The 22,631-nt window shown below is 69.0% G+C and carries 22 protein-coding genes; 7 read left to right on the top strand and 15 right to left on the bottom strand.

The window, feature by feature from the left end; translation table 11 throughout:
• Positions 1-48: 48 nt before the first annotated feature.
• The gene (locus AC07PZ_RS12550; protein ID WP_495295418.1) at positions 49-1,146 is read right to left on the bottom strand and encodes a sugar ABC transporter substrate-binding protein; all 1,098 of its coding nucleotides are present in this window, start codon (positions 1,144-1,146) and stop codon (positions 49-51) included.
• Between the two features lie 272 nt (positions 1,147-1,418).
• Between AC07PZ_RS12550 and AC07PZ_RS12545 the strand changes: the two genes are divergently transcribed.
• Positions 1,419-2,402, top strand: coding sequence for a helix-turn-helix domain-containing protein (locus AC07PZ_RS12545; protein WP_495295417.1), 984 nt, complete (start codon positions 1,419-1,421; stop codon positions 2,400-2,402).
• Between the two features lie 260 nt (positions 2,403-2,662).
• On the opposite strand, the gene AC07PZ_RS12540 is transcribed toward AC07PZ_RS12545, so the two are convergent.
• Positions 2,663-2,845, bottom strand: coding sequence for a hypothetical protein (locus AC07PZ_RS12540; RefSeq protein WP_495295416.1), 183 nt, complete (start codon positions 2,843-2,845; stop codon positions 2,663-2,665).
• 148 nt (positions 2,846-2,993) lie between these two features.
• On the opposite strand from AC07PZ_RS12540, the gene AC07PZ_RS12535 reads away from it, so the two are divergent.
• Positions 2,994-4,316 carry a chloride channel protein gene (locus AC07PZ_RS12535; protein WP_495295415.1) on the top strand — a complete coding sequence of 441 codons (1,323 nt, stop codon included), beginning with the start codon at positions 2,994-2,996 and terminating at the stop codon, positions 4,314-4,316.
• Between the two features lie 30 nt (positions 4,317-4,346).
• Here the strand turns inward: AC07PZ_RS12535 and AC07PZ_RS12530 are convergent, their stop codons facing one another.
• The 9 genes from AC07PZ_RS12530 to argH all read right to left on the bottom strand — a co-directional run bounded on the left by AC07PZ_RS12530 (position 4,347) and on the right by argH (position 13,201).
• On the bottom strand, positions 4,347-5,096 hold the full coding sequence (locus tag AC07PZ_RS12530; RefSeq protein ID WP_495295414.1) for a class II aldolase/adducin family protein: 750 nt from the start codon (positions 5,094-5,096) through the stop codon (positions 4,347-4,349).
• A complete protein-coding gene (locus AC07PZ_RS12525) occupies positions 5,093-5,938 on the bottom strand; it encodes an ABC transporter substrate-binding protein (protein WP_495295413.1) in 846 nt (281 codons plus the stop codon). The genes AC07PZ_RS12530 and AC07PZ_RS12525 overlap by 4 nt, the downstream gene beginning before the upstream one ends.
• A gap of 88 nt (positions 5,939-6,026) precedes the next feature.
• Positions 6,027-7,421, bottom strand: a complete 1,395-nt coding sequence (locus tag AC07PZ_RS12520) for an MmgE/PrpD family protein (RefSeq protein WP_495295412.1) — start codon at positions 7,419-7,421, stop codon at positions 6,027-6,029.
• Positions 7,418-8,359 carry a polysaccharide deacetylase family protein gene (locus AC07PZ_RS12515; protein ID WP_495295411.1) on the bottom strand — a complete coding sequence of 314 codons (942 nt, stop codon included), beginning with the start codon at positions 8,357-8,359 and terminating at the stop codon, positions 7,418-7,420. The genes AC07PZ_RS12520 and AC07PZ_RS12515 overlap by 4 nt, the downstream gene beginning before the upstream one ends.
• Positions 8,356-9,234 (bottom strand): polysaccharide deacetylase family protein, encoded by an 879-nt coding sequence (locus AC07PZ_RS12510; RefSeq protein ID WP_495295410.1) that lies wholly within the window; start codon positions 9,232-9,234, stop codon positions 8,356-8,358. The genes AC07PZ_RS12515 and AC07PZ_RS12510 overlap by 4 nt, the downstream gene beginning before the upstream one ends.
• A 2-nt stretch (positions 9,235-9,236) precedes the next feature.
• Positions 9,237-10,076, bottom strand: a complete 840-nt coding sequence (locus AC07PZ_RS12505; protein ID WP_495295409.1) for an ABC transporter substrate-binding protein — start codon at positions 10,074-10,076, stop codon at positions 9,237-9,239.
• Positions 10,077-10,104: 28 nt separating this feature from the next.
• On the bottom strand, positions 10,105-10,881 hold the full coding sequence (locus AC07PZ_RS12500; RefSeq protein ID WP_495295408.1) for an amino acid ABC transporter ATP-binding protein: 777 nt from the start codon (positions 10,879-10,881) through the stop codon (positions 10,105-10,107).
• 2 nt (positions 10,882-10,883) lie between these two features.
• Entirely contained in the window at positions 10,884-11,768 is an 885-nt protein-coding gene (locus tag AC07PZ_RS12495; protein WP_495295407.1) for an amino acid ABC transporter permease, read from the bottom strand.
• Positions 11,762-13,201 (bottom strand): argininosuccinate lyase, encoded by a 1,440-nt coding sequence (argH, locus tag AC07PZ_RS12490; protein ID WP_495295406.1) that lies wholly within the window; start codon positions 13,199-13,201, stop codon positions 11,762-11,764. Before argH ends, AC07PZ_RS12495 begins: the two co-directional genes overlap by 7 nt.
• A gap of 193 nt (positions 13,202-13,394) precedes the next feature.
• On the opposite strand from argH, the gene AC07PZ_RS12485 reads away from it, so the two are divergent.
• Positions 13,395-14,306 carry a LysR substrate-binding domain-containing protein gene (locus AC07PZ_RS12485; RefSeq protein ID WP_495295405.1) on the top strand — a complete coding sequence of 304 codons (912 nt, stop codon included), beginning with the start codon at positions 13,395-13,397 and terminating at the stop codon, positions 14,304-14,306.
• Between the two features lie 30 nt (positions 14,307-14,336).
• On the opposite strand, the gene speB is transcribed toward AC07PZ_RS12485, so the two are convergent.
• The 3 genes from speB to AC07PZ_RS12470 form a co-directional block, all read right to left on the bottom strand.
• Positions 14,337-15,326 (bottom strand): agmatinase, encoded by a 990-nt coding sequence (gene speB, locus AC07PZ_RS12480; RefSeq protein WP_495295404.1) that lies wholly within the window; start codon positions 15,324-15,326, stop codon positions 14,337-14,339.
• Positions 15,327-15,410: 84 nt separating this feature from the next.
• Positions 15,411-16,598: an MFS transporter gene (locus AC07PZ_RS12475; RefSeq protein ID WP_495295403.1), complete on the bottom strand. Its 1,188-nt coding sequence runs from the start codon at positions 16,596-16,598 to the stop codon at positions 15,411-15,413.
• Positions 16,599-16,865: 267 nt separating this feature from the next.
• On the bottom strand, positions 16,866-17,498 hold the full coding sequence (locus AC07PZ_RS12470) for a TetR/AcrR family transcriptional regulator (RefSeq protein ID WP_495295694.1): 633 nt from the start codon (positions 17,496-17,498) through the stop codon (positions 16,866-16,868).
• Between the two features lie 61 nt (positions 17,499-17,559).
• Between AC07PZ_RS12470 and AC07PZ_RS12465 the strand changes: the two genes are divergently transcribed.
• Positions 17,560-19,122 carry an FAD-dependent oxidoreductase gene (locus AC07PZ_RS12465; RefSeq protein WP_495295402.1) on the top strand — a complete coding sequence of 521 codons (1,563 nt, stop codon included), beginning with the start codon at positions 17,560-17,562 and terminating at the stop codon, positions 19,120-19,122.
• Here the strand turns inward: AC07PZ_RS12465 and AC07PZ_RS12460 are convergent.
• Complete coding sequence (locus AC07PZ_RS12460; protein WP_495295401.1) at positions 19,106-19,795, bottom strand: TetR/AcrR family transcriptional regulator; 690 nt, start codon at positions 19,793-19,795, stop codon at positions 19,106-19,108. The two genes, AC07PZ_RS12465 and AC07PZ_RS12460, sit on opposite strands and share 17 nt — an antisense overlap.
• A gap of 79 nt (positions 19,796-19,874) precedes the next feature.
• On the opposite strand from AC07PZ_RS12460, the gene AC07PZ_RS12455 reads away from it, so the two are divergent.
• Genes AC07PZ_RS12455 through AC07PZ_RS12445 form a run of 3 tightly spaced genes read left to right on the top strand, consistent with a single transcriptional unit; the run spans position 19,875 to position 22,607 of the window.
• Positions 19,875-21,032: an FAD-dependent oxidoreductase gene (locus AC07PZ_RS12455; RefSeq protein WP_495295400.1), complete on the top strand. Its 1,158-nt coding sequence runs from the start codon at positions 19,875-19,877 to the stop codon at positions 21,030-21,032.
• A 40-nt stretch (positions 21,033-21,072) separates the two neighbouring features.
• Positions 21,073-21,612 (top strand): sigma-70 family RNA polymerase sigma factor, encoded by a 540-nt coding sequence (locus tag AC07PZ_RS12450; RefSeq protein ID WP_495295399.1) that lies wholly within the window; start codon positions 21,073-21,075, stop codon positions 21,610-21,612.
• Positions 21,609-22,607 (top strand): DUF4880 domain-containing protein, encoded by a 999-nt coding sequence (locus tag AC07PZ_RS12445; RefSeq protein WP_495295398.1) that lies wholly within the window; start codon positions 21,609-21,611, stop codon positions 22,605-22,607. The genes AC07PZ_RS12450 and AC07PZ_RS12445 overlap by 4 nt, the downstream gene beginning before the upstream one ends.
• Positions 22,608-22,631 lie beyond the last annotated feature (24 nt).

Genomic DNA, 22,631 nt, shown 5'->3' with positions numbered 1-22,631 from the left:
AGTGGCAGGGGAGGAGGCATGGGGTGCGCGCCGCCGGCATGTCGCCGGTCAGCGCTTCCAGGCATTGATGAATGCCGCCTGGTAGCCGACGTAGGCCGGGAACAGGCGGGCCTGCGAGCCATCGGCGATGTTCGTCGCGTCGATGATCCGGGCCGGGATCGTGTAGCCGGTGCGCGGCTGCTTGAGGATGGCTCGTGCCAGGTCGTCGAACGCGAGCCAGCCCAGCCACTTGAAGTCGGGCATGGCCAGCGTCATGTCCTGGCCGGAGCGCGCCTTGATCATCCCGATGCTGGCCGCCAGGCCGTCGCGGCCGAGCACCTTGGCCTGCGAATTGGCGGTGGAGACGATCGGCGAGACGAAGGGCACCAGGCTGTCGCCGGTCGAGAAGATGTAGTTCACCCCCGGGTCCTGCTGGAGCGCCGCCTGCAGCTGGCTGCCCAGGTTGGTGGCGATGTTCGCGATGTCGATGTCGAGCACCTTCAGCGAGCACTCGCGGCAATACCTGGCGAACGCATCGCGCGCGCCGTTGGCCATGTTCTGCCAGACCGCCACCGAGCTCGAGGTGATCAGCACCATGCGCGCCTTGCAGCCGGAATCCAGCAGCGCCCACTTGGCGCCGGTAGCCCCGTCGGCAGTGAAGTCCGAGGTGAAGTTGCCGAACATGCCGTTCGGCACCGCAGTCCTGGGGTCCGCATTGAAGCCGTTCATCACCGGGATGCCTGCGGCCTTGGCTTCGGCCAACGACGCCGAGATCACGGCCGGATCGATCGCCGCCACGATGATGCCCGCGGCGCCTTGCGCAACCGCTTGCGTGATGCCTTCGTTGAAGCGGCTGGCCGAACCCTGTCCGTCGAAAGTCACGATGCGCACGCCGGCGCGGTCTGCGGCTTCCTGGAGGCCCGCCACCCAGTCGGACGAGAACTGGTTGAACGTGACCGCGACGTACCAGATCGTCCTGCCCTTCAGCGCCGCCAGATCGAGCGGCGTGGCGGGTGCAATCAGGCGCGTGGGGGCTCTTGCGGCGTCCACGTCCTGCCGGACCGCATTCACGCAGGCGCTCTGCGCGGGTGTGAGCGCCGGAGCGGTCGATGGCAATGACTGCGCCGCCACGAGCGTGCACGAGACGAAGGCGACGATGGCCGCCATGGCTTTGAGGAAGGGTTGAGCCCGCATACTTTCTCCAGTTGGGTGAAACGGCCCGTCACCTCCGTGAAAGGGAGGCTGCAGGTCTCATGCGAACAGCGCAATGACGCTCGATGCCGGGTCGCGCCATTCACGGCGTGGCGTCTTCATGCCCCTGGCTTCTAAGCTCATGGCTGCAGTTCGCAGGTCCACATTCTGGTGAGCGGGCATGTACCGAGTGAGTGGCCCAAGTGACATAATTGAATGAGATCGGGCCAAATACAGGAGCGAGCACCATGGACGCGAGCGAGAAGAAAATTGTGGTCGCGGTGGTCGCGTTCGACCACATCAGTCCCTTCCATCTGGCAATACCCTGCGCCATCTTTGGCGAGACGCACCCCGATGTTCCGGCCTTCGAACTGGTGGTCTGTGCGGCCGAGCGCGGGCCCTTGCGAGCGACCGTCGGATTCACGATCGAAGCCGTCAAGAGCCTGCATGCGATGCGCCGGGCTTCGATCGTCATCGTGCCGAGCTGGCGTGACCCGGGCGGGCGCCCGCCCGAAGAACTTCTGAGTGCGCTGGTGGCTGCGCATCGGCGCGGCGCCAAGATCGTCGGCCTCTGCCTGGGTGCTTTCGTGCTGGGCGAGGCGGGCCTGCTGGCCGGCCGCACCGCCACCACGCACTGGTCCTATGCGGCGGATTTCGCTGCGCGGTTTCCCGACGTGAAGGTCGATCCGGATGTCCTGTACGTGGACGAAGGCGACATCGTCACGTCGGCGGGCACGGCCGCGGCCATCGATTGCTGCCTGCATCTGCTGCGGCAGCAATATGGCACCGCGATCGCCAACCGCGTGGCCCGGAGGCTCGTCGTGTCCCCCCATCGCCAGGGCGGGCAGGCTCAGTTCATCGAGCAGCCGCTCCCCGCATCGACGCGGGACTCACGGCTCTCGGCCATGCTCGATGAAGTCCGTTCGACGCTCAAGCTGCCCCACTCGCTGGACGCACTGGCCGCCCGGATGGTGATGAGCCGGCGCACCTTCACGCGGCGCTTCAGGCAGCTGACGGGCACCACGGTCCACCAGTGGCTCTTGAAGGAAAGGCTTGCGTTGGCGCAGCGTCACCTGGAGACGTCGGACCATGCCATCGAGAACATCGCGGACCTCGCCGGCTTCGGCTCGCCCGTGTCGTTTCGCCAGCATTTCCGGGCGGCGTTCGGCGTCACGCCGACCGCCTGGCGGCAGACCTTCGCCGGGCAGCCTGTGGAGCCGGGTTTGAACTAGCCGGCGTCGGCATGGCGAGCTGCACGCACAGCGTTGGACGTGACGGCAGTGTGCGGTGCGCCGGCATTTCCGATGACAGGCGTTCTTCGATCCAATGCGACTCGAGGCCATCGGTGCGCACGCCGACGTCCATGAACCACCGGAGCATTTCGCAGTTCTTCTGGGTCGCCGACAGCCACATGCCGCGTTGCGCCGGAGCATCGTCGCCGTCGGCGGAAGTTGAAAGGCGGCAAAGGCGCACCTGGCGGTGCCGCATGTCTTCATTGCTCGCTTGAACTGCCATGGTCCGGATCGCTTTCATCGTGATGGTTGTCGGCGGCGAGGGCGCTCGGTGCGGCCTTGCCGTCCTGCGACCTGAGCCAATCGGCCGCCGTGGGCTGGCGCGTTCCTTCCTCCGCCGAGAGAGACTGGATGATGTCGATGAGGTCCTGCCGCCGCGTCATGGCTGACCAAGATGCCCTCGAGCGCGCGGCTCGTGTGTAGGTTGATTGCAAAAGAAGCTGACGTTGGGTTGCTGACATCGGTCGCGGCGCGGCCGGCCGATGGCGCCCGCTGCACCCCCGACCGGGCTGCCTGCCAGAATCCCCGGCAATGCATCACGAACCCGACTTCTTCCAGAACCTCCGCAACGAACTGTCGAGCTGGCGCGTCTGGCTCGACCGCGCGATCGTGCTGGGCTACGCGATCGCGGCCGGCCTGTTCGTCGTCGGTTTCACGATGGCGGCCGAATGGGCCTTCGGCGGGTTCGAGCGGCTCCACCACGCGCAACCGTGGGCCGTGCTGATCTGGACGCCGGCACTCACCGCTGGCATCGTCTGGACCACCCGGCGCTGGTTTCCGGGCGCGGGCGGCTCGGGCATTCCGCAGATCAAGGCGGCGCTCGACCCGGCGGTGCCACCCGAGAGCCGCAGTCTGTTCGCCTCGCTGCGGTTGACGGTCGCGAAGATCGCGCTGGGCACGGCCGGCTTCGCAGCGGGCCTGTCGATCGGCCGCGAAGGCCCGTCGGTCCAGGTGGCGGCCGGCGTCATGCAGCATGCGCGGCGCTGGCTGTCGCCCGGCAGCACGCTGGACAGCCGCTCGCTGCTGGTGGCGGGCGGTGCGGCCGGCATCGCGGCGGCCTTCAATGCGCCGCTGGCGGGCGTGGTCTTCGCGATCGAGGAGCTTTCAGGCCGGCTGGAGGCGCGCGCCAGCGGGCTGATCATCGCGGCCATCGTGCTGGCCGGCCTGGTCGCGGTCTCGGCCTTCGGCAATCTGAGCTACTTCGGCATCATCCGCGTGCCGCCGCTGGGCTGGCACGTGCTCGGGCCCGGGCTGCTGGTGGCACTGGTCAGCGGTGTGGCCGGCGGGTTGTTCGCGCGGCTGATGATCGCCTCGCTCACCGGCGCACCGCAGCGGCTCAACCGCTGGCGCGCACGCTGGCCGGTGCGCTTCGCGGCCGTCGGCGGCCTGCTCGTCGCGGTGATCGGCCTGGTGACGGGCGGCGCCACCTTCGGCGCGGGTTCCGAGGCCGTCAAGCAGATGCTGGCCGGCCACGACGAGCTCACGCCGCTCTACACGCTGCTGAAGTTCATCGCGACCTGGATCACCGCCTGGTGCGGCGTGCCGGGCGGCATCTTCGCGCCCTCGCTGTCGATCGGCGCGGGCATCGGCGACGGCATCGCGCAGCTCACCGGGCCGGCGCTCGGGCCGGCGTTGATCGCCATGGGCATGGCCGGCTTCCTGGCGGCCGTCACGCAGGCCCCGCTGACCGCCTTCATCATCGTGATGGAGATGGTCGACGGCCACTCGATGGTGCTGAGCCTGATGGCCAGCGCGATGCTCGCCAGCCTGGTGTCGCGCATGATCAGCCGGCCGCTGTACGAGACGCTGGCGGAACACATGGTGGCCGCGGTGGCCCGTTCGCCGAGGCCTTGAGGCTGAGCTGGGCTGCGGGGCGTTGGCGGATCAGCTCTCGTACTGGCTGCGCTGCCCGTCCAGCAGCCGGAGCGCGGCCTGCCAGGTGAGCTGCACGATCTCGGCCGACTCGGCGCTCAGGAACTGCTCGGCCGTCAGCGCGCAGACGTCCGCCGGTGGCATGCGCAGCGGCGTGCCACCGGCGAGTGCCTGCACCTGGAGCTGGCAGGCGCGCTCCAGGAACCAGATCTCGTGGAACGCGTCGGCGACCGTCGCACCGCCGACCAGCAGGCCGTGGTTGCGCAGGATCATCGCGTTGAACGACCCGAGATCGGCCACCAGCCGGGCGCGTTCCGACAGGTCGAGCGCAATGCCCTCGTAGTCGTGGTAACCGAGGCGCCGATGGAACTTCAGCGCGTGCTGGCTGATGGGCAGCAGGCCGGCTTCCTGGGCCGACACCGCACCGCCCGCGGCGGTGTGCGTGTGGATCACCCAGTGCAGGTCGCTGCGCGCCGCGTGCACGGCCGAATGGATCGTGAAGCCCGCCCGGTTCACGCGCCGCGCCGGCGACGCGGTGTCGACCACGTTGCCGTCGAGGTCGACCTTCACCAGGTCCGATGCGCGCATCTCTTCGAACAGCACGCCATAGCGGTTGATGAGGAAGTGGTTGTCCGGCCCCGGCACGCGCGCGCTGATGTGCGTGTCGATCAGGTCCGTCATGCGGAAGTGCGCAATCAGCCGATAGAGCGCCGCGAGCTCGCAGCGCGTGGCCCACTCGCCGCCGGGCGTGCCGCCGGTCACGGTGCGGGAACGCCGTTCACCGCGGCCTGCTTCACCGCGCTGGCCTGCAGGTTCCACTTGGCGACGATCGACGCGTAGGTGCCGTTGGCGATCAGCTTGCGGAATGCGCCGAGCACGGCGTCGCGCAACTGCGTGTCGGCCTTGGCGAAGGCGATGCCCTGCTGCGCGCCTCCGAAGGGCGCGCCGACCGGCTTGTAGACGCCGGGTTCCAGCGTCATCGCGTAGGGCACGGTCTCGCTGCCCTGGGCGCCGCCCTCGAAGCGCTCCTGCTTCAGCTGGGCGCGGGCGGCGGCGTTGTCCGATGTTCCTTCTACCGTGATCGGCGGCTTGCCGGCCGCCACGCAGTTGGCGTCGCTCCAGGTCTTGATTTCGGCGGGGAATGCGGTGCTGCGGCTCGTGCCCACGGTCTTGCCGCACAGATCGAGCGGCTGGTTCACCGCCGTGCGCGATGCCAGCGTGTAGAACTGCACGCCCGAGTTCAGGTAGTCGACGAAGTCCAGCGTCTCGCGGCGGGCCGGGCGGTCGTTCAGGCCGCTGAGGATCATGTCGACGCGACCGGTCTGCAGCGACGGAATCAACTGCTCGAAGGCCGACTCCTGCCAGTCCAGCGTGACGCCGAGCTCCTTGGCCAGCGCATTGCCGAGGTCGACGTCGAAGCCGATCAGCTTGCTGGTTTCGGGGTCCTTGTATTCCATCGGCGGATAGATCGCATTGACGGCGATCTTGATCGTCCTGGCCTTGGCGATGCGCTCGGGCAGCGCCTGGCCATGGGCCGCTGTCAGCAGCGCCAGCGGTGCGAGGGCGACGATGGCGCCGAGGGTGAGGGTGCGAAGTGATTTCATGGTGAAGGCTCTGTGGGCGGGCGGTTGGGAAAGGCAGGAATTCGGGATGGCGGCGTGGGCAGGCCGGGAGCGGCTGCGGGCGCTGCGTTCAGCGGATCAGTTCATGCTGCGCGGCCTGGCCGGCCAGCAGCGGCAGCAGGGCACGCGCGTCGGCAAGCTGGTCGAGGTGCAGCACCTGCTCGGCCAGCGCTGCGGCGCCCGCGTTCGACAGCGCGACGCCGGCCAGCGCGGCAAACTTTCGCTGCAGGTCGGCATCGCTCAGCGGATTGGCCGGCGCGCCCAGCGCGATCGGCACGTGGTGCGACACGGTCTCGCCCGTCGTCGACGTGATGGTGACGGTCGGCTCTTCCAGTGCCGGCATGGCGGGGTCGGCGTGCAGGCGCACGAGCGGCATCGCCGCGGCGAGCCGTGCGTCGCGGCGCGCGGGCGCCAGGTAGCGCGCCAGGCCGGCGTCGCCGAACACCCAGGCCAGCGCCACCGCGTACGGCATGCTCATCTGCGCGCTCGACAGCGTCGACAGGTCGCGGCCGCCGCACATGTTCATCACGAAGCTGCTCAGGCGCACATCGATGTGCGCGACGTGCTGGGCCAGGCCGTCATGGCGCGCCATCAGCTGGCAGACCGCGTCGATGGTGGCGTGGTTGCTGCGGCAGGATGCATGCGGCTTGATCGAGCAGCGCAGCAGCTTCCAGGTGCTGCCGAGGTCGGCCAGCAGCGCCTCGGGCTCGCGCGACTGCGGTGCGAAGGCGTTGAAGAAGCCGCCCCACACGTCCTCGAACACCTGTGCCGGCCCGGTGATGCCGCGCGCGGCGAGCAGGGCCGCCGTCAGGCCGCCTTCGGCCGCGCGGCCGGCGTGCAGCCGCTTGGTCTGCGACGCGTCGTGGATGAAGGCCCAGAGTCCGCCGCTGGCGCTGGCGGCGTGGCCGAACGCGGCCATGGTCTGCGCCGCGTCGAGGCCCAGCAGCCGGCTCGACGCCGCGGCGGCGGCAAAGGTGCCGCAGGTGGCCGTCGAGTGCCAGCCCTGGCCGTTGTGCGGCGAATAGCCGCCGCAGGCCTCGAGCACGCGACGGCCGACGTCGTAGCCGATCGCGACCGCGGTGATCAGGTCGCGGCCGCTGAGGGGCGCGTGATGGCCGGGCACCGTCAGCGCGGCCATCGCCGCGGGCAGCACGACCGCGCCCGAATGGTCGCAACCGCCGGTATCGTCGAGTTCCAGCGCATGCGCCGCCACGCCGTTGACGAAGGCCGCGTCACGGCTGCCGAGCCGCTCCGCCGTGCCCCAGACGGGCGCGCTGCCGCTGCTGCGTTCGGCGCAGAGCATCTGCAGCACCTCGCGCGGTTCGGCCGCCGCGCTGCCGGCCAGCGTCGCGCCGAAGGTGTCGAGGATGTGGCGCTGCGTGCGTGCCACCAGCTCCGGCGGGAGGTCGTCGAAGCGGGTCTCGGCGCAGAAGCGGGCGAGACGAAACGAGGTGCTGTCGGTCATGCGGCTGGACGCTGCGGAAGCTGTGAAGAAGGCTGATGAAGCGGCGACAGGATGTCGACCGGATGGGCCGGCTCGTTGGCGCTGCGCTGGCTGCGCCACCAGGCGCCGACCTCGCGGCCGGTCGCGACCCACACATCGGGGTGCGCGAGCACGCCGGAGAGGAATTCGCGCAGCATGTCGATGCGGCCGGCCGTGCCGATGATCTCGGGGTGCAGGCGCAAGGGCATGCACAGGCCGAAGCGGCGGAAGCCGGCAAAGTCCTGCTGCCAGTTGCCGAGCACCTCGCGGTACGACGCGATGCGCGGCTGCCCGACCGGCACGGGCGGAAACAGGTTGAACGAGAAGTAGGGCTCGTCTTCCAGCTCGTAGTGCAAAGGCAGTTCGACCAGCGGCGCGGCCGACATGTCCGGCCCGATGGCCGGCGGATGGAAGTAGGGCAGGTCGTCGCCGCGCCAGGACGAGGACCAGGCGATGCCCGCGTCGCGCAGATGCTGCGTGAAGCCCGGTGCCCAGTTGCCGAAAGGCGAGCGGAAGCCGGTCGGCCGTTCGCCGGTGATCTCCGCCAGCACGGCCTGCGCGGCCACCAAGCTGTCGCCTTGCTGTGCCAGCGTCAGCGTGTCGAAGTTCTCGCAGCCGAACGAGGCGTTGCCGATCTCGTGGCCTGCGTGGTGGATGCGCGCCACCAGGTCGGCATGCGCACGTGCGACCGTGCCGGGCACGAACCAGCTGCTCTTCACGCCCAGCGCGTCGAACAGATCGAGCAGGCGGTCGACGCCGCGCTTGGCGCCGTACTGCCAGACCGACAGGCTCTTCTCGCGGCCGGCCATGCGCGGCTCCTGCACGAGGATCGCCGCGTCGTCGAAGAAGTCGACGGTGATGACGAAGGCCATGCGCTTGCCTTCGGGCCAGCGCGGTGGGCTCAGGGGAGTCGATGTCATGCCCGTGGCTCCGGCGCCGCGTGGCGCTGCCGCCACCATTGCGCGACCTCGCCGCAGCGCGCGAACCAGACGCCGTCCTGCGCGCGCATGTGCGTGAGCAGGCGTTCCAGCAGCAGGATGCGGCCCGGCTTGCCCGACACCTTGGGATGGAACAGCGTCGTCATGCAGAGCCCTTCGCGGTGGGAGCCGTCGAACTCGCGCCGCCAGTTGTCGAAGGTGGTGTCATAGCTCGCAATGCGGTCGAGGCCGGCCGGATAGTCCGGGTTGCGTTGATAGGCCAGCGAGGCGTAATCGTCGAGCTCCCACTTGCCGGGAATCTCGACCAGGCTGCGCCCGCTGGCCGCGTGCGTGATGAAGTAAGGCCGGTCGTCGCCGCGCATCGAGCTCGAGTAGGTGACGCCGGCATCGAGCAGCACTTCGATCGTGTCGGCGCCCCAGTCGCCCGAGGGCGTGCGAAAGCCGACGGGCGTGAGCCCGAGATGCCGCCGGAACAGCGCGAGCGACTGCGCCATCACCTGCTGCTGGCGTTCGCGCGTGAGCTGCCAGAAGGCCTCGTGCTGGTAGCCGTGGTAACCGATCTCGTGGCCCCGGTCGACGATGGCGCGGATCTGTGCCGGCCATGTCTCGAGCACCCAGCTCGGCACGAAGAAGGTGGCCGGGACGCGGTGCTCGTCGAGCAGGTCCATCAGGTAGCCGACGGCGCGCCACGGCCCGTAGGCGCCCAGCGTGAAGAACGAGGGGTTGCGCCAGATCGAGCCGTCGAGCATCGCGCCGCCGGTCGGCCCGTCGACGTCGAAGGCCAGCGCGACCGCCGACTGCACGCCGGCGGGCCAGCGCCCGCCCGGAGCGGCTGCTGCGTTCTCCTGCAAAGGCATGGTCAGTCTGCGCTGTCGAGGATCAGCTTCGGCACCGCGTAGTCCGACAAGCCCCACTTGGCCGCGATCTTGGCGTAGGTGCCGTCGGCGATCAGCTTGGTCATCGCGCCGGCCAGCTCGGTGCCCAGCGCATCGTCCTTGCGGTTGGTCGCGAGGCCCACGTACTGGAAGGCGAAGGTCTTGCCCACCGTCATGTACGCGTTCGGCTCCTGGCTCATGATGTATGGCATGGTTTCGCCGCCCTGCACCGCGGCGTCGAGCCGGCCCTGGCGCAACTGCGTGCGCGCATCGGCCGAGCCGTCGGTTCCGACCACCGTGATGGCGGGCTTGCCGGTCTTCACGCACTGCTCGTCGCTCCACTTGCCGATCTCGACCGGGAAGGACGTGCGGCGGCTGGCGCCCACCTTCTTGCCGCACAGCGCGGCCATGCTCGCGAAGTCCGCGGCGCGGTCTTTCATCACGTAGAACTGGGGGCCGGTCTTCAGGTAGTCGATGAAGCGCACCGCCTCGCGCCGTGCCGGAAGGTCGGTCATGCCCGACAGGATGATGTCGACCCGGCCGGTGGCCAGCGAACTCATCATCTGGTCGAAGCTGGTTTCCTCCCACTTGATCGTCGTGCCGGCCTTGGCCGCGAGCGCTTCGCCCAGGTCGATGTCGAAGCCGGTGAGCTTGCCGGTGGCCGGGTCCTTGAATTCCATCGGCGGGTAGTTGGCGACGACCGCGGCGGTGATCGGTGCGCCCTTGGCGCGCGCGGTCTGTGCCTGTGCCATCGGCAGGAGCGCGACGAGTGCCGCGGCGAGGAGGGTGAGACGGGTCACACCCGTGATCGAGCTGCTGGACATGGGAAGGCTCCGGTGGGTAAAAAAACGGTCAGCCGCGGACGGCGGAAATGAATTCGCGCGTGCGCGCATGGCTGGGGTTCGACAGCACGGTGGCGGGGTCGCCGGTCTCGACGATCCGGCCCTTGTCCATGAACAGGACCCGCGTGGCGACGTCGCGCGCAAAGCCGAGCTCGTGCGTGACGACCACCATGGTCATGCCGGACGATGCGAGGTCGCGCATCACCGCGAGCACCTCGCCCACCAGCTCCGGGTCGAGTGCCGAGGTCGGCTCGTCGAACAGCATCAGCCGGGGCCGCATGGCGAGTGCGCGGGCGATGGCCACGCGCTGCTGCTGGCCGCCCGACAGCTCGATCGGGAAGGCGTCGCTCTTGTGCGCCAGGCCGACGCGTTCCAGCAGCGCACGCGCTTCCTTCACGACTTCGTCGCGTTCGCGGCGCTGCACGCGCAGCGGGCCTTCGGTCACGTTCTCCAGCACCGTCATGTGCGGGAACAGGTTGAAGCGCTGGAACACCATGCCGGTCTTCAGGCGCTGGCGTGCGACGTCGTTCTCCGACAGCGCATGCAGCTTGTTGCCCGCGCGGCGGTAGCCGACCAGCTCGCCGTCGACCCACAGCGCGCCGCCGGTGACGGTCTCGAGCTGGTTGATGCAGCGCAGGAAGGTGCTCTTGCCCGAGCCCGACGGGCCGATGACGCACAGCACTTCGCCGACGGCGATGTCCAGCGTGATGCCCTGCAGCGCGACGAAGTCGCCGAAGCTCTTGCGCACGTCGACGGCGCGGACGATGGGACGCATCTCGTTGTTCATGTTCACTGCCTTGCGGTGGCGCGGCCCGCACCGCGGGCGAAACGGGCTTCGACGCGCGACTGCAGCAGCGACAGCACGGTGACGACCACGATGTACCAGATGCCGGCCACGATCAGCAGTTCGATCACCCGGGCATTGGCGTAGTAGATGTTCTGTGCGCTGTGCAGCATCTCGGCGTACTGGATCACGCTGGCCAGCGAGGTCAGCTTGATCATCCCGACGAACTCGTTGCCGATCGGCGGAATGATCACGCGCATGGCCTGCGGCAGGATCACGCGGCGCAGGGCCAGCAGGCGCGGCATGCCGATCGACTTGGCGGCCTCGTACTGGCCGACGTCCACCGACAGCAGGCCGGCGCGCACCACTTCCGAGGTGTAGGCGCCCTGGTTGATGCCCAGGCCCAGCAATGCGGCGAGGAAGGGCGTCATCACGTCGACGGTGCGCATCTCCCAGAGCCCGGGGATGCCGATCGTCGGAAACACCAGCGCGAGGTTGAACCAGAGCAGCAGCTGCAGGATCACCGGCGTGCCGCGGAACAGCCACACATAGCCGCGTGCGACCCAGCTCAGTACCGGATTGGTCGACACGCGCATCACCGCGGTCACCACGCCGAGCGCGATGCCCAGCGCCATCGCGAGGATGCTCATGACCACCGTGTTCACGAGGCCGGTGAGGATCGACTGCGCCGTGAGGAAGCGCCCCACGTACTGCCATTCGATCTTGCCGCGCGCGAAGGCGTTGAGCACCAGCAGCACCGCGATCGCGATCAGCGCGGTCGCGATGTAGCGGCCCCAGTAGCGCCGGGGCACGTGCTCCAGGTGCGAGATGTCGATGAACTCGGCCGGCGCCGCCGGCACATCGGCTGCCTTGTTGCCGGCGCCTAGCATCGCGGCCCCCGGTAGTCGGTGGTCCAGGCGGACTGCTCGCCGAGCCGGGCCTTCAGCCGGCCGATCTGTTCGGCGACGCGGGCCGGCGCGGTGCCGCCCTGGCCGGTGCGCGCACCGATGGCCGCGTCCAGCGTCAGGCGGTCCAGCACCGCGGGCTGGAGCCGCGCGTCGACCTCGGCGAGCATCGCCGGCGACAGGTCGCCCAGCTCGATGCCCTGGGCCTCGCAGAACTTCACCAGAGCCCCGGTGATCTCGTGCGCCTCGCTGAAGGGCACGCCCGACATCGCGAGCCAGTCGGCCACCTCGGTCGCCAGCGTGAAGCCCAGCGGCGCATGGCGGCGCAACTGGTCGACGTCGACGCGCATCGTGCGGATCATCCCGGCCATCGCCGGCAGCACGAGCGACAGCGTGTCGATGCTGTCGAAGGACGCGCTCTTGTCCTCCGCGAGGTCGCGGTTGTAGGCGAGCGGCAGGGACTTCAGGGCCGACAGCATGCCGACCAGGTTGCCGATCAGCCGGCCGGCCTTGCCGCGGCTGAGCTCGGCGATGTCCGGGTTCTTCTTCTGCGGCATGATCGAACTGCCGGTGCAGTAGCCGTCGTCCAGCACGACCCACTGGAACTGGCGCGAGGACCACAGCACCACTTCTTCCGACAGCCGCGACAGCTCGACGGTCAGCATGCTGGTGACGAACAGGAACTCGCACACATGGTCGCGTGCGGCGACGGCGTCGATCGAGTTCTCGCATGGCGCGTCGTAGCCCAGCTCGGCGGCCGACAGTTCGGGCGACCGGCAGATGGCGGAGCCCGCGAGTGCGGCGGCGCCCAGCGGCGAGCGCGCGCTGCGGCGGTCCCAGTCGATCAGCCGGTCGATGTTGCGGCCGATGGCCTGGGCATGCGCCATCAGGTGATGCGCGAACAGCACGGGCTGCGCAGGCTGCAGATGGGTGAAGCCGGTCGAGACCGTGGCGATGTGCTGCTCGGCCTGCGACACCAGCGCGTTCTGCAGGTCGATCACCATGGCGGCGATGGCGCGCGACTTGTCGCGCAGGTAGAGCTTCAGGTCGTTGGCCGCCTGGTCGTTGCGCGAGCGGCCGGCGCGCAGCTTGCCGCCGATCGGGCCGAGCCGCTGCGTCAGCACGCGTTCCAGGAATGTGTGGACGTCTTCGTCGGCCTCCGACGGATGCAGGTCGCCGGCCACGTACTCGCGTTCGACCGCGTCGACGCATTCGAACAGTTGTGCAAGCTCGTCGGCCGTGAGCACGCCAGCGCGATGGAGCTCGCGTGCATGGGCGCGGGAGCCGGCGAGGTCGTAGGGTGCGAGCCTGAAGAAGCTGGGCTCGGATCGGGACAGCGCCTTCAGCGCTGCGGAAGGCTCCGATTTGAAACGTGCGCCCCAGAGGCGTTTCGTCGAGCTTGCTTCTTGGTTTTCCATTCAATGCCTTCGTGAAGATGAGCGGATCGTAGTGACGAACCCGGGGACTGGAAACCGAGAATTAAGCGACGATGAACCTTAAAAAATCTCAGCATCGAAAGGCCCTCGAGTCCCTGAAACCAGGGATAAATCCCAGTTGTGGCCCGAACCTTGCGTGCGCACATTCCCCCCTTGAAAAAAGAAGAAGACATCGATGCCTGAACCCGGAAAGCGACTGGTCGGAAGGAACCGGCTGCCGCCTTTGAACGCCCTGCGCGCCTTCGACGCAACGGCCCGGCACCTGACGGTCGTGAAGGCGGCCGACGAGCTGCACGTCACGCCCAGCGCAGTCAGCCATCAATTGAGAACGCTGGAAGAGGCACTCGGCGTGCAGCTGTTCAGCCGCAACAAGACGCGCCTGAAACTCACGCCGCATGGCGAGGCGCTGCTGCCGTCGGTGCGCTCGGCCTTCCAGATGATCGCGTCGGCCGCGGCCAAGCTGGGCGATCCCGTCATGGGCGGCAACCTGGTCGTGTCCACGCCGGTGGGGCTGAGCTCGCGCGTGCTGTCGCGCCACATCGGCGAGTTCCTGGCCAGCTATCCGGACGTGCAGCTCAAGCTGATCGCATCGAACGACGACAAGGAGGTGTACTCGCCGTCGGTCGATCTGTGCATCCGCTACGGCACCGGCATCTGGCCCGATCGCGAGGTGCGGCTGCTGACGCACGTGGAGCTGTTCCCGGTCTGCAGCCCCGCCATGATCAACGGCCAGCCGAGCATCCCGGTCGATGAGCTGCGCAGTCACCTGCTGCTGTGCGAGGACGGCGGCACCGAATGGACGCGCTGGCTGCTGGCCGCGGGCATGCCGGTGACCGGGTTCCGCATGACCGAGATGGGCAACGCCCACATCGCGATGGAAGCGGCCGTGCACGGGCAGGGCGCCGCGCTCGGCGACAGCCTGCTGGTGGGAGACGATCTGGCCGAAGGCCGGCTGGTGCGGCTGTTCGAGAACAGCGTGCCGGCCAAGCACGCCTACTACATGGTGTGCCGCAAGGAGGTCTGCGACAGTCCGCTGGTGGCGGCCTTCATCGACTGGATATGGAGCAAGGTGCACCGCGCCGCCTGAAGGAGCGCGGCCCGTGCAGCGCCGCCGCGCTCAGGTGCGGTAGGCCACGCCGGGCATGACGCACAGCATCTCGAAGGCCAGGTTGGCGCCCACCAGCGCCGTGGTGCCCTGCGGGTCGTAGGGCGGCGAGATCTCGACGATGTCTGCGCCCACGAGGTTCAAGCCGCGAAGGCCGCGGATGATCTCCATGCCCTGTTGCACCGTGAGTCCGCCGATCTCGGGCGTGCCGGTGCCGGGCGCGAAGGCCGGATCGAGTCCGTCGATGTCGAAGCTCAGGTACACCGGGGCATCCCCCGACAGGCCCGCGACGCGCTCGACCACTTCCTTCATGAGCGGCGTCAGGCTCTTGTGCCAGCACTCCTCGGCCTGCACCACGCGAAAGCCCTGCTCGCGGCACCAGTCGAAGTCGTCGGCGTGGTAGCCGCTGCCGCGCAGGCCGATCTGCACCACGCGGTTGCAGTCGAGCAGGCCTTCTTCCACCGCACGGCGGAAGGGCGTGCCGTGCGCGATCTTCTCGCCGCCCATGGTGTCGTTGACGTCCGCATGCGCGTCGACGTGCACCACGCCGATCGGCCCGTAGCGCTTGTGCATCGCGCGCAGGATCGGCCAGGCGATGGTGTGGTCGCCGCCGATGGTGATGGGGCGGCATCCGTTGGCGATGATGCCGTCGTAGGCGGTCTCGATGCGATCGATCGAGTCGAAGATGTTGTACGCGTTGGTTGCGACGTCGCCGATGTCGGCCACCTGCAGCGAGTCGAAAGGCGCGGCGCGCGTCGCCATGTTGTAGGGGCGCAGCAGCACCGACTCGCTGCGCACCTGGCGCGGACCGAAGCGCGCGCCGGAGCGGTTCGACGTGCCCAGGTCGAAGGGCACGCCGACGAAGCAGGCGTCGAGCCCTTCGGACGTCTCCTGGAACGGCAGGCGCATCATCGTCGCGATGCCGGCAAAGCGCGGCACGGCGTCGCCACCCAGGGGCTGATTGAAGGGCTTCTTTGCGGAGGTGGCGGGGGAGTTCGACATGTCAGGTCATTTCGACGAATGACTCGATGGTAGGCAGCCGGCCGAAACGCAAGCATCAAAAAACTCAGCATCCCCGCTTAGATTTCATCCGCGCCCGGCCCTTCGCGTGCGCAAGGGCCAGGCCAGGCACGCCGCGACGGCGGCGGCCACGGCACCGATCAGGAACACCTGCGAGTGCCCGAAGTGGTCGGCGATCCACCCGGCCATCGGTCCGGTGGCGCCGTAGGCCAGGTCCTGAAACGCCGCGAAGCCGCCGATGGCGGTGCCGCGCAGATGCGCCGGCACGCGCTTGACGGCTTCCAGCCCCATCGCCGGAAAGACCATGGAGCAGCCCATGCCCGTGAGGAGGGCGCCGACCATCGCCACGGCCGGATTCGGTGCGAGCCACAGCAGTGTCTGCCCCAGCGCCTCGACGAGCAGCGACACCAGTGCGACGGGCGCTCCGCCCACGCGGTCCGGCAGCGAGCCCGCCAGCAGCCGCACCGCCACGAAGCCCAGGCCGAAGCAGGTGAGGCCGTAGCCCGCGCCGGCCCATCCGTGGGCCAGGAAGTACAGCGGGAAGAACGCGCCGAGCGCAGCAAAGCCGACGCCCTGCAATCCGACCACGGCGCCCGGTTTCCATACGAGGCCGAGCACCTGCGTGAACGGCGCGCGCTGGCCTGGGGCCGACATCGCCGGCGCGGTGCGCCAGAGCATCAGGGCACTGACCAGCGGCAGCGCCATGCCGGCCAGCATCAGGCCTGCGAAACCAAGGCCCTGGAGCAGCCACAGGCCGAGGGGGCCGCCGACGGCGAAGGCACCGTACATGCCGATGCCGACCAGGGCCATCACCAGCCCGGAGCGTGCCGGCCCCAGCGTGGCCATCGCCCAGGCCAGCATGCCGACCAGCGCATAGCTTTCGCCGAGCCCCAGCAGGAGCCGGCCCGCCAGCAGGACCAGGTAGGACGCGAGGCCGGTGCCGAGGCCGAGCGCGGGCAGCGACGATGCCCAGCACAACAGCCCGGCCATCGCATACAGGCCCAGGCCGCGGAACATGGCGACTTTGCCGCCGCGCTCGTCCGCGAGCCGGCCCGCCCAGCCGCGGCTGAGGATCGTGGAGAGAAACGCAATGCCCACCGCGAGCCCCGATGCGACATTGCCCATGCCGAGCGCCTGCGAGACATGCACGGCCACGGCCGGCATCGCCATGGCGACGGACAGGTAGGTGAGGAAAAGCGCGAGGGTCATCCAGACCAGCTGGCGCAGGGAAGAATTTTTCAGGACGTTCGACATCGACCGCCACTCCTTGAGACATGAGCGCGGCACCGGTGCAAGGACCGGCGGAACACGATGAGCGACGAAGCGACCAACGCACACCGCCAGTCGGCTGCAAGTGCCGCTGGTGATGCGTTGGTTGACGTAAACGCTTACGGCTGCTTCTGCGGTGAACGGGTCACGCACCGAGGCAGCGGCGGCGATTGTACGGGCAGCGATGTCCTGTTCGCAGGCGCTGCCCATCCCGCCGGCGAGTCGTACGCCGGGAGGACTGGCGTCGCCCGCTCAGACGTAGGGCGTGCCGGCCATGGCGGCCTTCAGGCCCAGGGTTCCCTTGTCGACGATGGCGAGAAAGACGGCCTTCGATTCTTCCGTGTCCTGCGTCAGCTGAAAGCGCCGATGCGCCTGGATGAGCGCCACGGTCCACGTCGCCAGCAACAGATCGGCCGCGAGATGCGCGGCAGGATCGATCGCTTCCCGCCCGACGCATTCGGACAGGGCCACCGCGACGACGCGCGCGATTTCGTCGCGAATCGTCCTGGCCCGCGCCTTGAGGCTTTCGCTGGCCTCGATCGTCGCCATGAAGCCTTGGCTCTCTGCAGTGAACCGGACGTAAGGGCTCTGTTCCGCGATCAATCGATGGGCGAGCAGGCTCAACGTGTCGACCGGAGAGACCAGCGGATCGCGTTGCCGCAAGGCCTCGCGCAGGACTTCGCGGCCCTCTTCGTCCCGGTCGAAGAACATGTCTTCCTTGCGGGGAAAGTGATTGAACACCGTCATGCGTCCGACGTCGGCCGCGGCCGCGATGTCGTCCACCGTCACCTGGTCGAAGCCGCGTTCGGCGAAGAGGCGCGTGGCCGCATTGGAGATGCCTTGTCGCGTGGCGAGGCGCTTGCGGGATCGGAGATCGGACGGCATTGACATCGTTTCATTGTACTGAGTACATTTAATGTACTGAGTACAGATTGGAATCAAGTCTATGAAAGAGCAGTTTGATGTGGTGGTTGCAGGTGCAGGCCCGGTCGGGCTCCTGGCCGCCATCGAGTTGACCCTGGGCGGCGTGCGCGTTCTCGTGCTCGAACGCCTGCCTGCGCCGAGCACGGCGATGAAGGCGTTCGGGATCGGGCCGCTGGCGTGCGAGTCGTTGCAGCGCCGCGGAATGGCCACCGCCGTTGCCGAGGCCGAAGCGCGCAGCTTCGCGGCGATGGCGCCGTTCATCGTGCGCAGCGGCGCAGACGTGCGAGGCCAAGGGTCGAAGATCAGCGGCCACTTCGCCGGGCTGTCCCTGATCCGGAAAGAGGCGCAAAGGGAACCGGAGCGGCACGCCCGCCCGGTCGATCAGCAGGCCGTCGAAGCCATGCTGGCCGATCGTGCACGTGCGCTCGGCATCGACGTGCGCCGCGGCTGCGAGATCGATGGGCTCGTCCAGCAGCCGGACGGTGTCGAGGTGGCGTGGACATCGCTCGAAGGCGGCGGCGCAAGCCGGGTCCGTTGCGGCTACCTGGTCGGCTGCGACGGCGGGCGCAGCCTCGTCCGCAAGATGGCGGGCTTCGAGTTTCCGGGCACGGCGCCGACCTCGACGTTCTACCAGGCGGTCGCCGAGATCGACCACCCCGAGCGTCTGTTGCCCGGCGGCTGGCGCCGCACGCCGGGTGGCGTGTTTTCCCATGGGCCTTTTCCCGGGCGGTTGTTCATGCTGGATTTCACCGGCCCGCCCGAAGACCGGCAGGCGCCGGTCACGCGCGAGGAGATCGAGTCCGTGCTGCGCCGCATCAGTGGCGCGGATGTGCGCGTGAAGGCGCTCGAAAGCGGCAGCCGATGGACCGACAACACGCGGCTGGTCGACACCTACCGCCGAGGCCGGGTCCTGCTCGCAGGCGATGCGGCACACGTCCATTCGCCATTCGGTGGACAGGGCATGAGCCTCGGCCTCGTGGACGCTGCCAACCTCGGCTGGAAGCTCGCGGCGGTCATCCGTGGCGCGATGCCCGAGAGCCTGCTCGACACCTACACGGCCGAACGGCGGCCCGTGGCCGAAGCCGTCCTGGCGAACACCCTGGCCCAGGTCGCGATCATGCGGCCCGATCCGCAGGCGGGCGCGATGCGGGACCTCGTGGCAAGGCTCATGGACCTCGATGACGTCAACCGCCACATCGGCGAGATGACGAGCGGCCTCGCCACGCGCTACGACTTCGGCTCCGAACGCATGGACGTCGGGCGGTTGATCGGCGACAGGCCGATCGGTGCGGTCGGTGCGATCGGCGACCAGGCATCGCTTTACGGCGCGATGCAGGACGGCATGGGCGTGCTGCTCGATGCCTCCGCCGGTGGACAGGCGTCGGCGCTCGTGGCCGCTGCCACGCTCAAGGTACGTTGCCTGCGCGTCGATGCGGGGCCTTCGATGCTGATCCGTCCCGACGCCTGCGTCGCCTGGGCCGGCGAAGGGAACGGCACGGACGGATTGGCGGAAGCGCTCCGTCGCTGGTTCGAGTCGTCCGGAGGCGACGACCGCGCGGCACGCCGGCCTATCGGACAGCCGTGATGCCCGCGAGGATCAGGTCGATGCCGACGAGGAATTGCGCGCGGTCGTCATGCGCGGGCAACTGGGCCGCCACCTGGTGCAGGAACGGATACGCCGCAGGATCGAGTTGCGCCCACCGTGCCGCGACGGTGCCGAGCACCGCGCTTCGGTCGGTGTCGGGTGCGTGCAGGCGGGCGTTCGCGGCGTTCTGCCCCGCGACGCCGAGGATGTAGTTCACCATCGCCGACGCGCAGTCGAACTGCGCCCGCTGGGGAACGCCGAGCGTCTGCAACTGGCCGCCGACGCCTTCGAATATCTGCACCATCGCGGGTTGCCATGGCGCGCGGGAGAGCTGCGCGCCGACCCAGGGATGGGCATCGATCGCGTCGAACACCCCGAGGCCGACCGCACGTATCGCGTCCGCCGGCGCCGCGCCGCCGGACACGTCGGTCATCGCGCGCGAGACGACGTCGTCCGTGGCCGCCGCGAGCAGTTCGTCCTTGTTGGCGACGTGCCAGTAGATCGCGCCGCTGCCCGTTGCCAGGCGTGCCGCGAGCGCGCGGAAGGTCAGGGCGTTTTCGCCGTCCGTGTCGAGGATCCCGATCGCGGCTTCGACGATCCGCGCCTTCGAGAGCCCGTCCGTGCGTCGCTCGGCTCGCCGGGGCTGGGGTTCTGTCTTGTTCTTCATGGCCATGCGCTCGATCTTGACATGCATGGAACGTTGTTCCAACATCGGAGTATGGAACGCCGTTCCAATTACCTTTTGAAAGCTCATGATGACGACACCCGTCACGATCGTCGGTGCGGGCCTGGGCGGGCTCGTCCTGGCACGCGTCCTCCACGTCCACGGCATCCCTGCAACGATCTACGAGGCCGACCCGTCGGCCGACGCCCGCACTCAGGGCGGCCAGCTCGACATTCATGCGCATGACGGACAGCGCGCCCTCGAAGCGGCCGGCCTCATCGACGCGTTCCGCGAAATCATCCACGAGGGCGCGGAGGCTTCGCGCGCGCTCGATCCGCAGGGTGCGGTGCTGCTGGACGAGCCCGACGACGGCACGGGCAAGCGCCCCGAGGTGCTTCGCGGCGACCTGCGCCGGATCCTCCTGGAATCGCTGCCCGCGGAGACGATCCAGTGGGGCAGGAAGCTCGTCGACGTCTCGGCGCATGGCAACGGCCGGCACACCTTGCGCTTTGCGAACGGGTCGGCCGTCGACACCGAGCTTCTCGTCGGTGCGGACGGCGCCTGGTCGAAGGTCCGGGCGTTGCTGTCGGACGCAGAGCCCGCGTACGTCGGCGTGACCTTCGTCGAAACGTACCTTCGCGACGCGGACGAGCGGCACGCCGCGGCCGCGGCGGCAGTGGGCGCCGGCGCCATGTACGCGCTGACGCCGGGGAAGGGCATCGTCGCGCACCGCGAGGCGGGAGGCGTCCTGCACACCTACGTCGAACTGAAGCGCTCCGCCGAATGGGTGGCCGGCATCGACTTCGGCGACGCCGCCGCGGCGACGGCCCGGATCGCGGCCGAATTCGACGGCTGGGCGCCGGCGCTCACGGCGCTGATCACCGATGGCGATACCGCGCCCGTTCCCCGCATGGTCTACGCGCTCCCGGACGGTCACCGATGGGAGCGCGTTGCCGGGGTGACGCTGCTCGGCGACGCCGCCCACCTGATGCCGCCGTCCGGCGACGGCGCGAACCTCGCCATGTTCGACGGCGCCGAACTCGGCCAGGCGATCGCGGCGCACCCCGGCCACATCGAGGCGGCGCTTGCCGCCTACGAGGACGCGCTGTTCCGCCGCAGCGCAGCGGCGGCGGTGGACGCGCGCCAGACGCTGGAACTCTGCGTTGGCGAGCGCGCACCCTTCGGGCTGATCGAGTTCTTCACCGGCGTACTCGGGACGTCGCAGGGGAAGCGCGCGCAGCCGTAGCCCGGCCGTCGATCACTACAATCAAATGAGATTCATTCTCATGACTGTAGTTTTGACCTCGTCATCCCTGCCGCTTGCGACCGAAGAGGCGCGGCACGCACAAGCGTTATTCGTCGACCATCAACCCTGGCTGCTGGGCAGGCTCCATCAGCGCCTGCGCGATCGAGCGCATGCGGAAGACGTGGCGTCGGAGACCTTCGTCAAGGTCATCAGCGCCCGTGGGCTTGCCGACATCCGGGAGCCGCGCGCGTTCCTGACCACCGTGGCCAAGCGGGTGCTCCATGAGTTCTGGCGCCGGCGCGATCTGGAGCAGGCCTATGTCGATGCGTGCCTTCACCTGCCCGATGGCCTGGCGCCGTCACCCGAGGACAGGGCGCTGCTGCTCGAATCGCTGGCGCAGGTGATCGCGGCGCTCGACGGCATGAGCGCGCGTGCACGCCAGGCCTTCCTGCTGAGTCAGCTCGACGGCCTGACCTATGCCGAGATCGCGTTGCGCCTCGATGTGTCGGCCAGCATGGTGCGCAAGTACATGGTGCAGGGCTGGCGTGCCTGCGCGCTGGCGACCGGGATCGCACGTTGAGCGCCATTGCAGGCGGCGCCCTGGACGCGGTCACCGAAGAAGCCATCGACTGGCTGGTGCTGATGCGTTCCGGCGAAGCGACGGCGACCGATCGGCAGGCGCTGGAAGACTGGCTCGTCCGGTCGTCGGCGCATCAGCGCGCCTGGTCGCACCTGGCCGGCACGGTCGACGCTGCATTCGCGCCGGCAAGGCGTGTCAATCAGCGCCACCCTGGCCAGGCCGACACGTTGTCGGCGGCGCTGGCCGGCAGTGCCGTCAGGTCGGGCCGGCGCAGGCGCCTGCTGCAGGGCGCACTCGCCATCGGCGGTGTCGGCGTGACGACGGGGCTGCTGGCCGACAGGCTGGTGCCCGTTGGCGACCTGTTGTCCGACTGGCGCACCGCAACCGGCGAACGCCGCAGCTTCATGCTGGCCGACGGCAGCAGCCTGCTGCTCAACGCACGGTCGGCGGCGGATGGCGCGATGACGAGCCGCCAGCGCGAGGTCCGACTGCGGCGCGGCGAGGCCATCGTGGATGCGGTCGCGGTCGCACGCCCTTTTCTGCTGGTCGGTGCCCACGGCCATCTGGTTGTCGGATCGGGGCGGGCAGCCCGTTTCCTGCTGAGGCAGGAGGAGGAACGCAGCCTGGCCGTCGCGTTGCGCGACTCGCTCACGCTGGCTTCGGCGAGCGGACTCGACCGCGTGCTGCGGGCCGGAGAGGCGGCCTGGTTCGGCCCGGCCGGCATCGAGCCGGCGCCGGGCCTGGCGGCCACCGCGGCGGCCTGGCAGCGCGGACAGCTGGAGGTGCACGATCGACCGTTGGGCGAAGTCATCGCCGCCTTGCGGCCCTATCGGCGCGGGTTCATCCGCATCAGCCCCGAAGCGGCGAGATTGCGCGTCTACGGCAGTTACCCCTTGGACGACACCGATCGTGCGCTGCTGACCATCGGTGAAACCCTGCCGTTGGTCGTGCATCGGCATTCGGGCGGCTGGCTGGTGCGCATCGACGTGGCGTGAAGGCGTCGGAGCCGGCAGCGAGAA

The organism is Variovorax sp. GW821-FHT10B04 (assembly GCF_059415645.1).
This window is presented reverse-complemented; position numbering and strand designations above follow the sequence as displayed.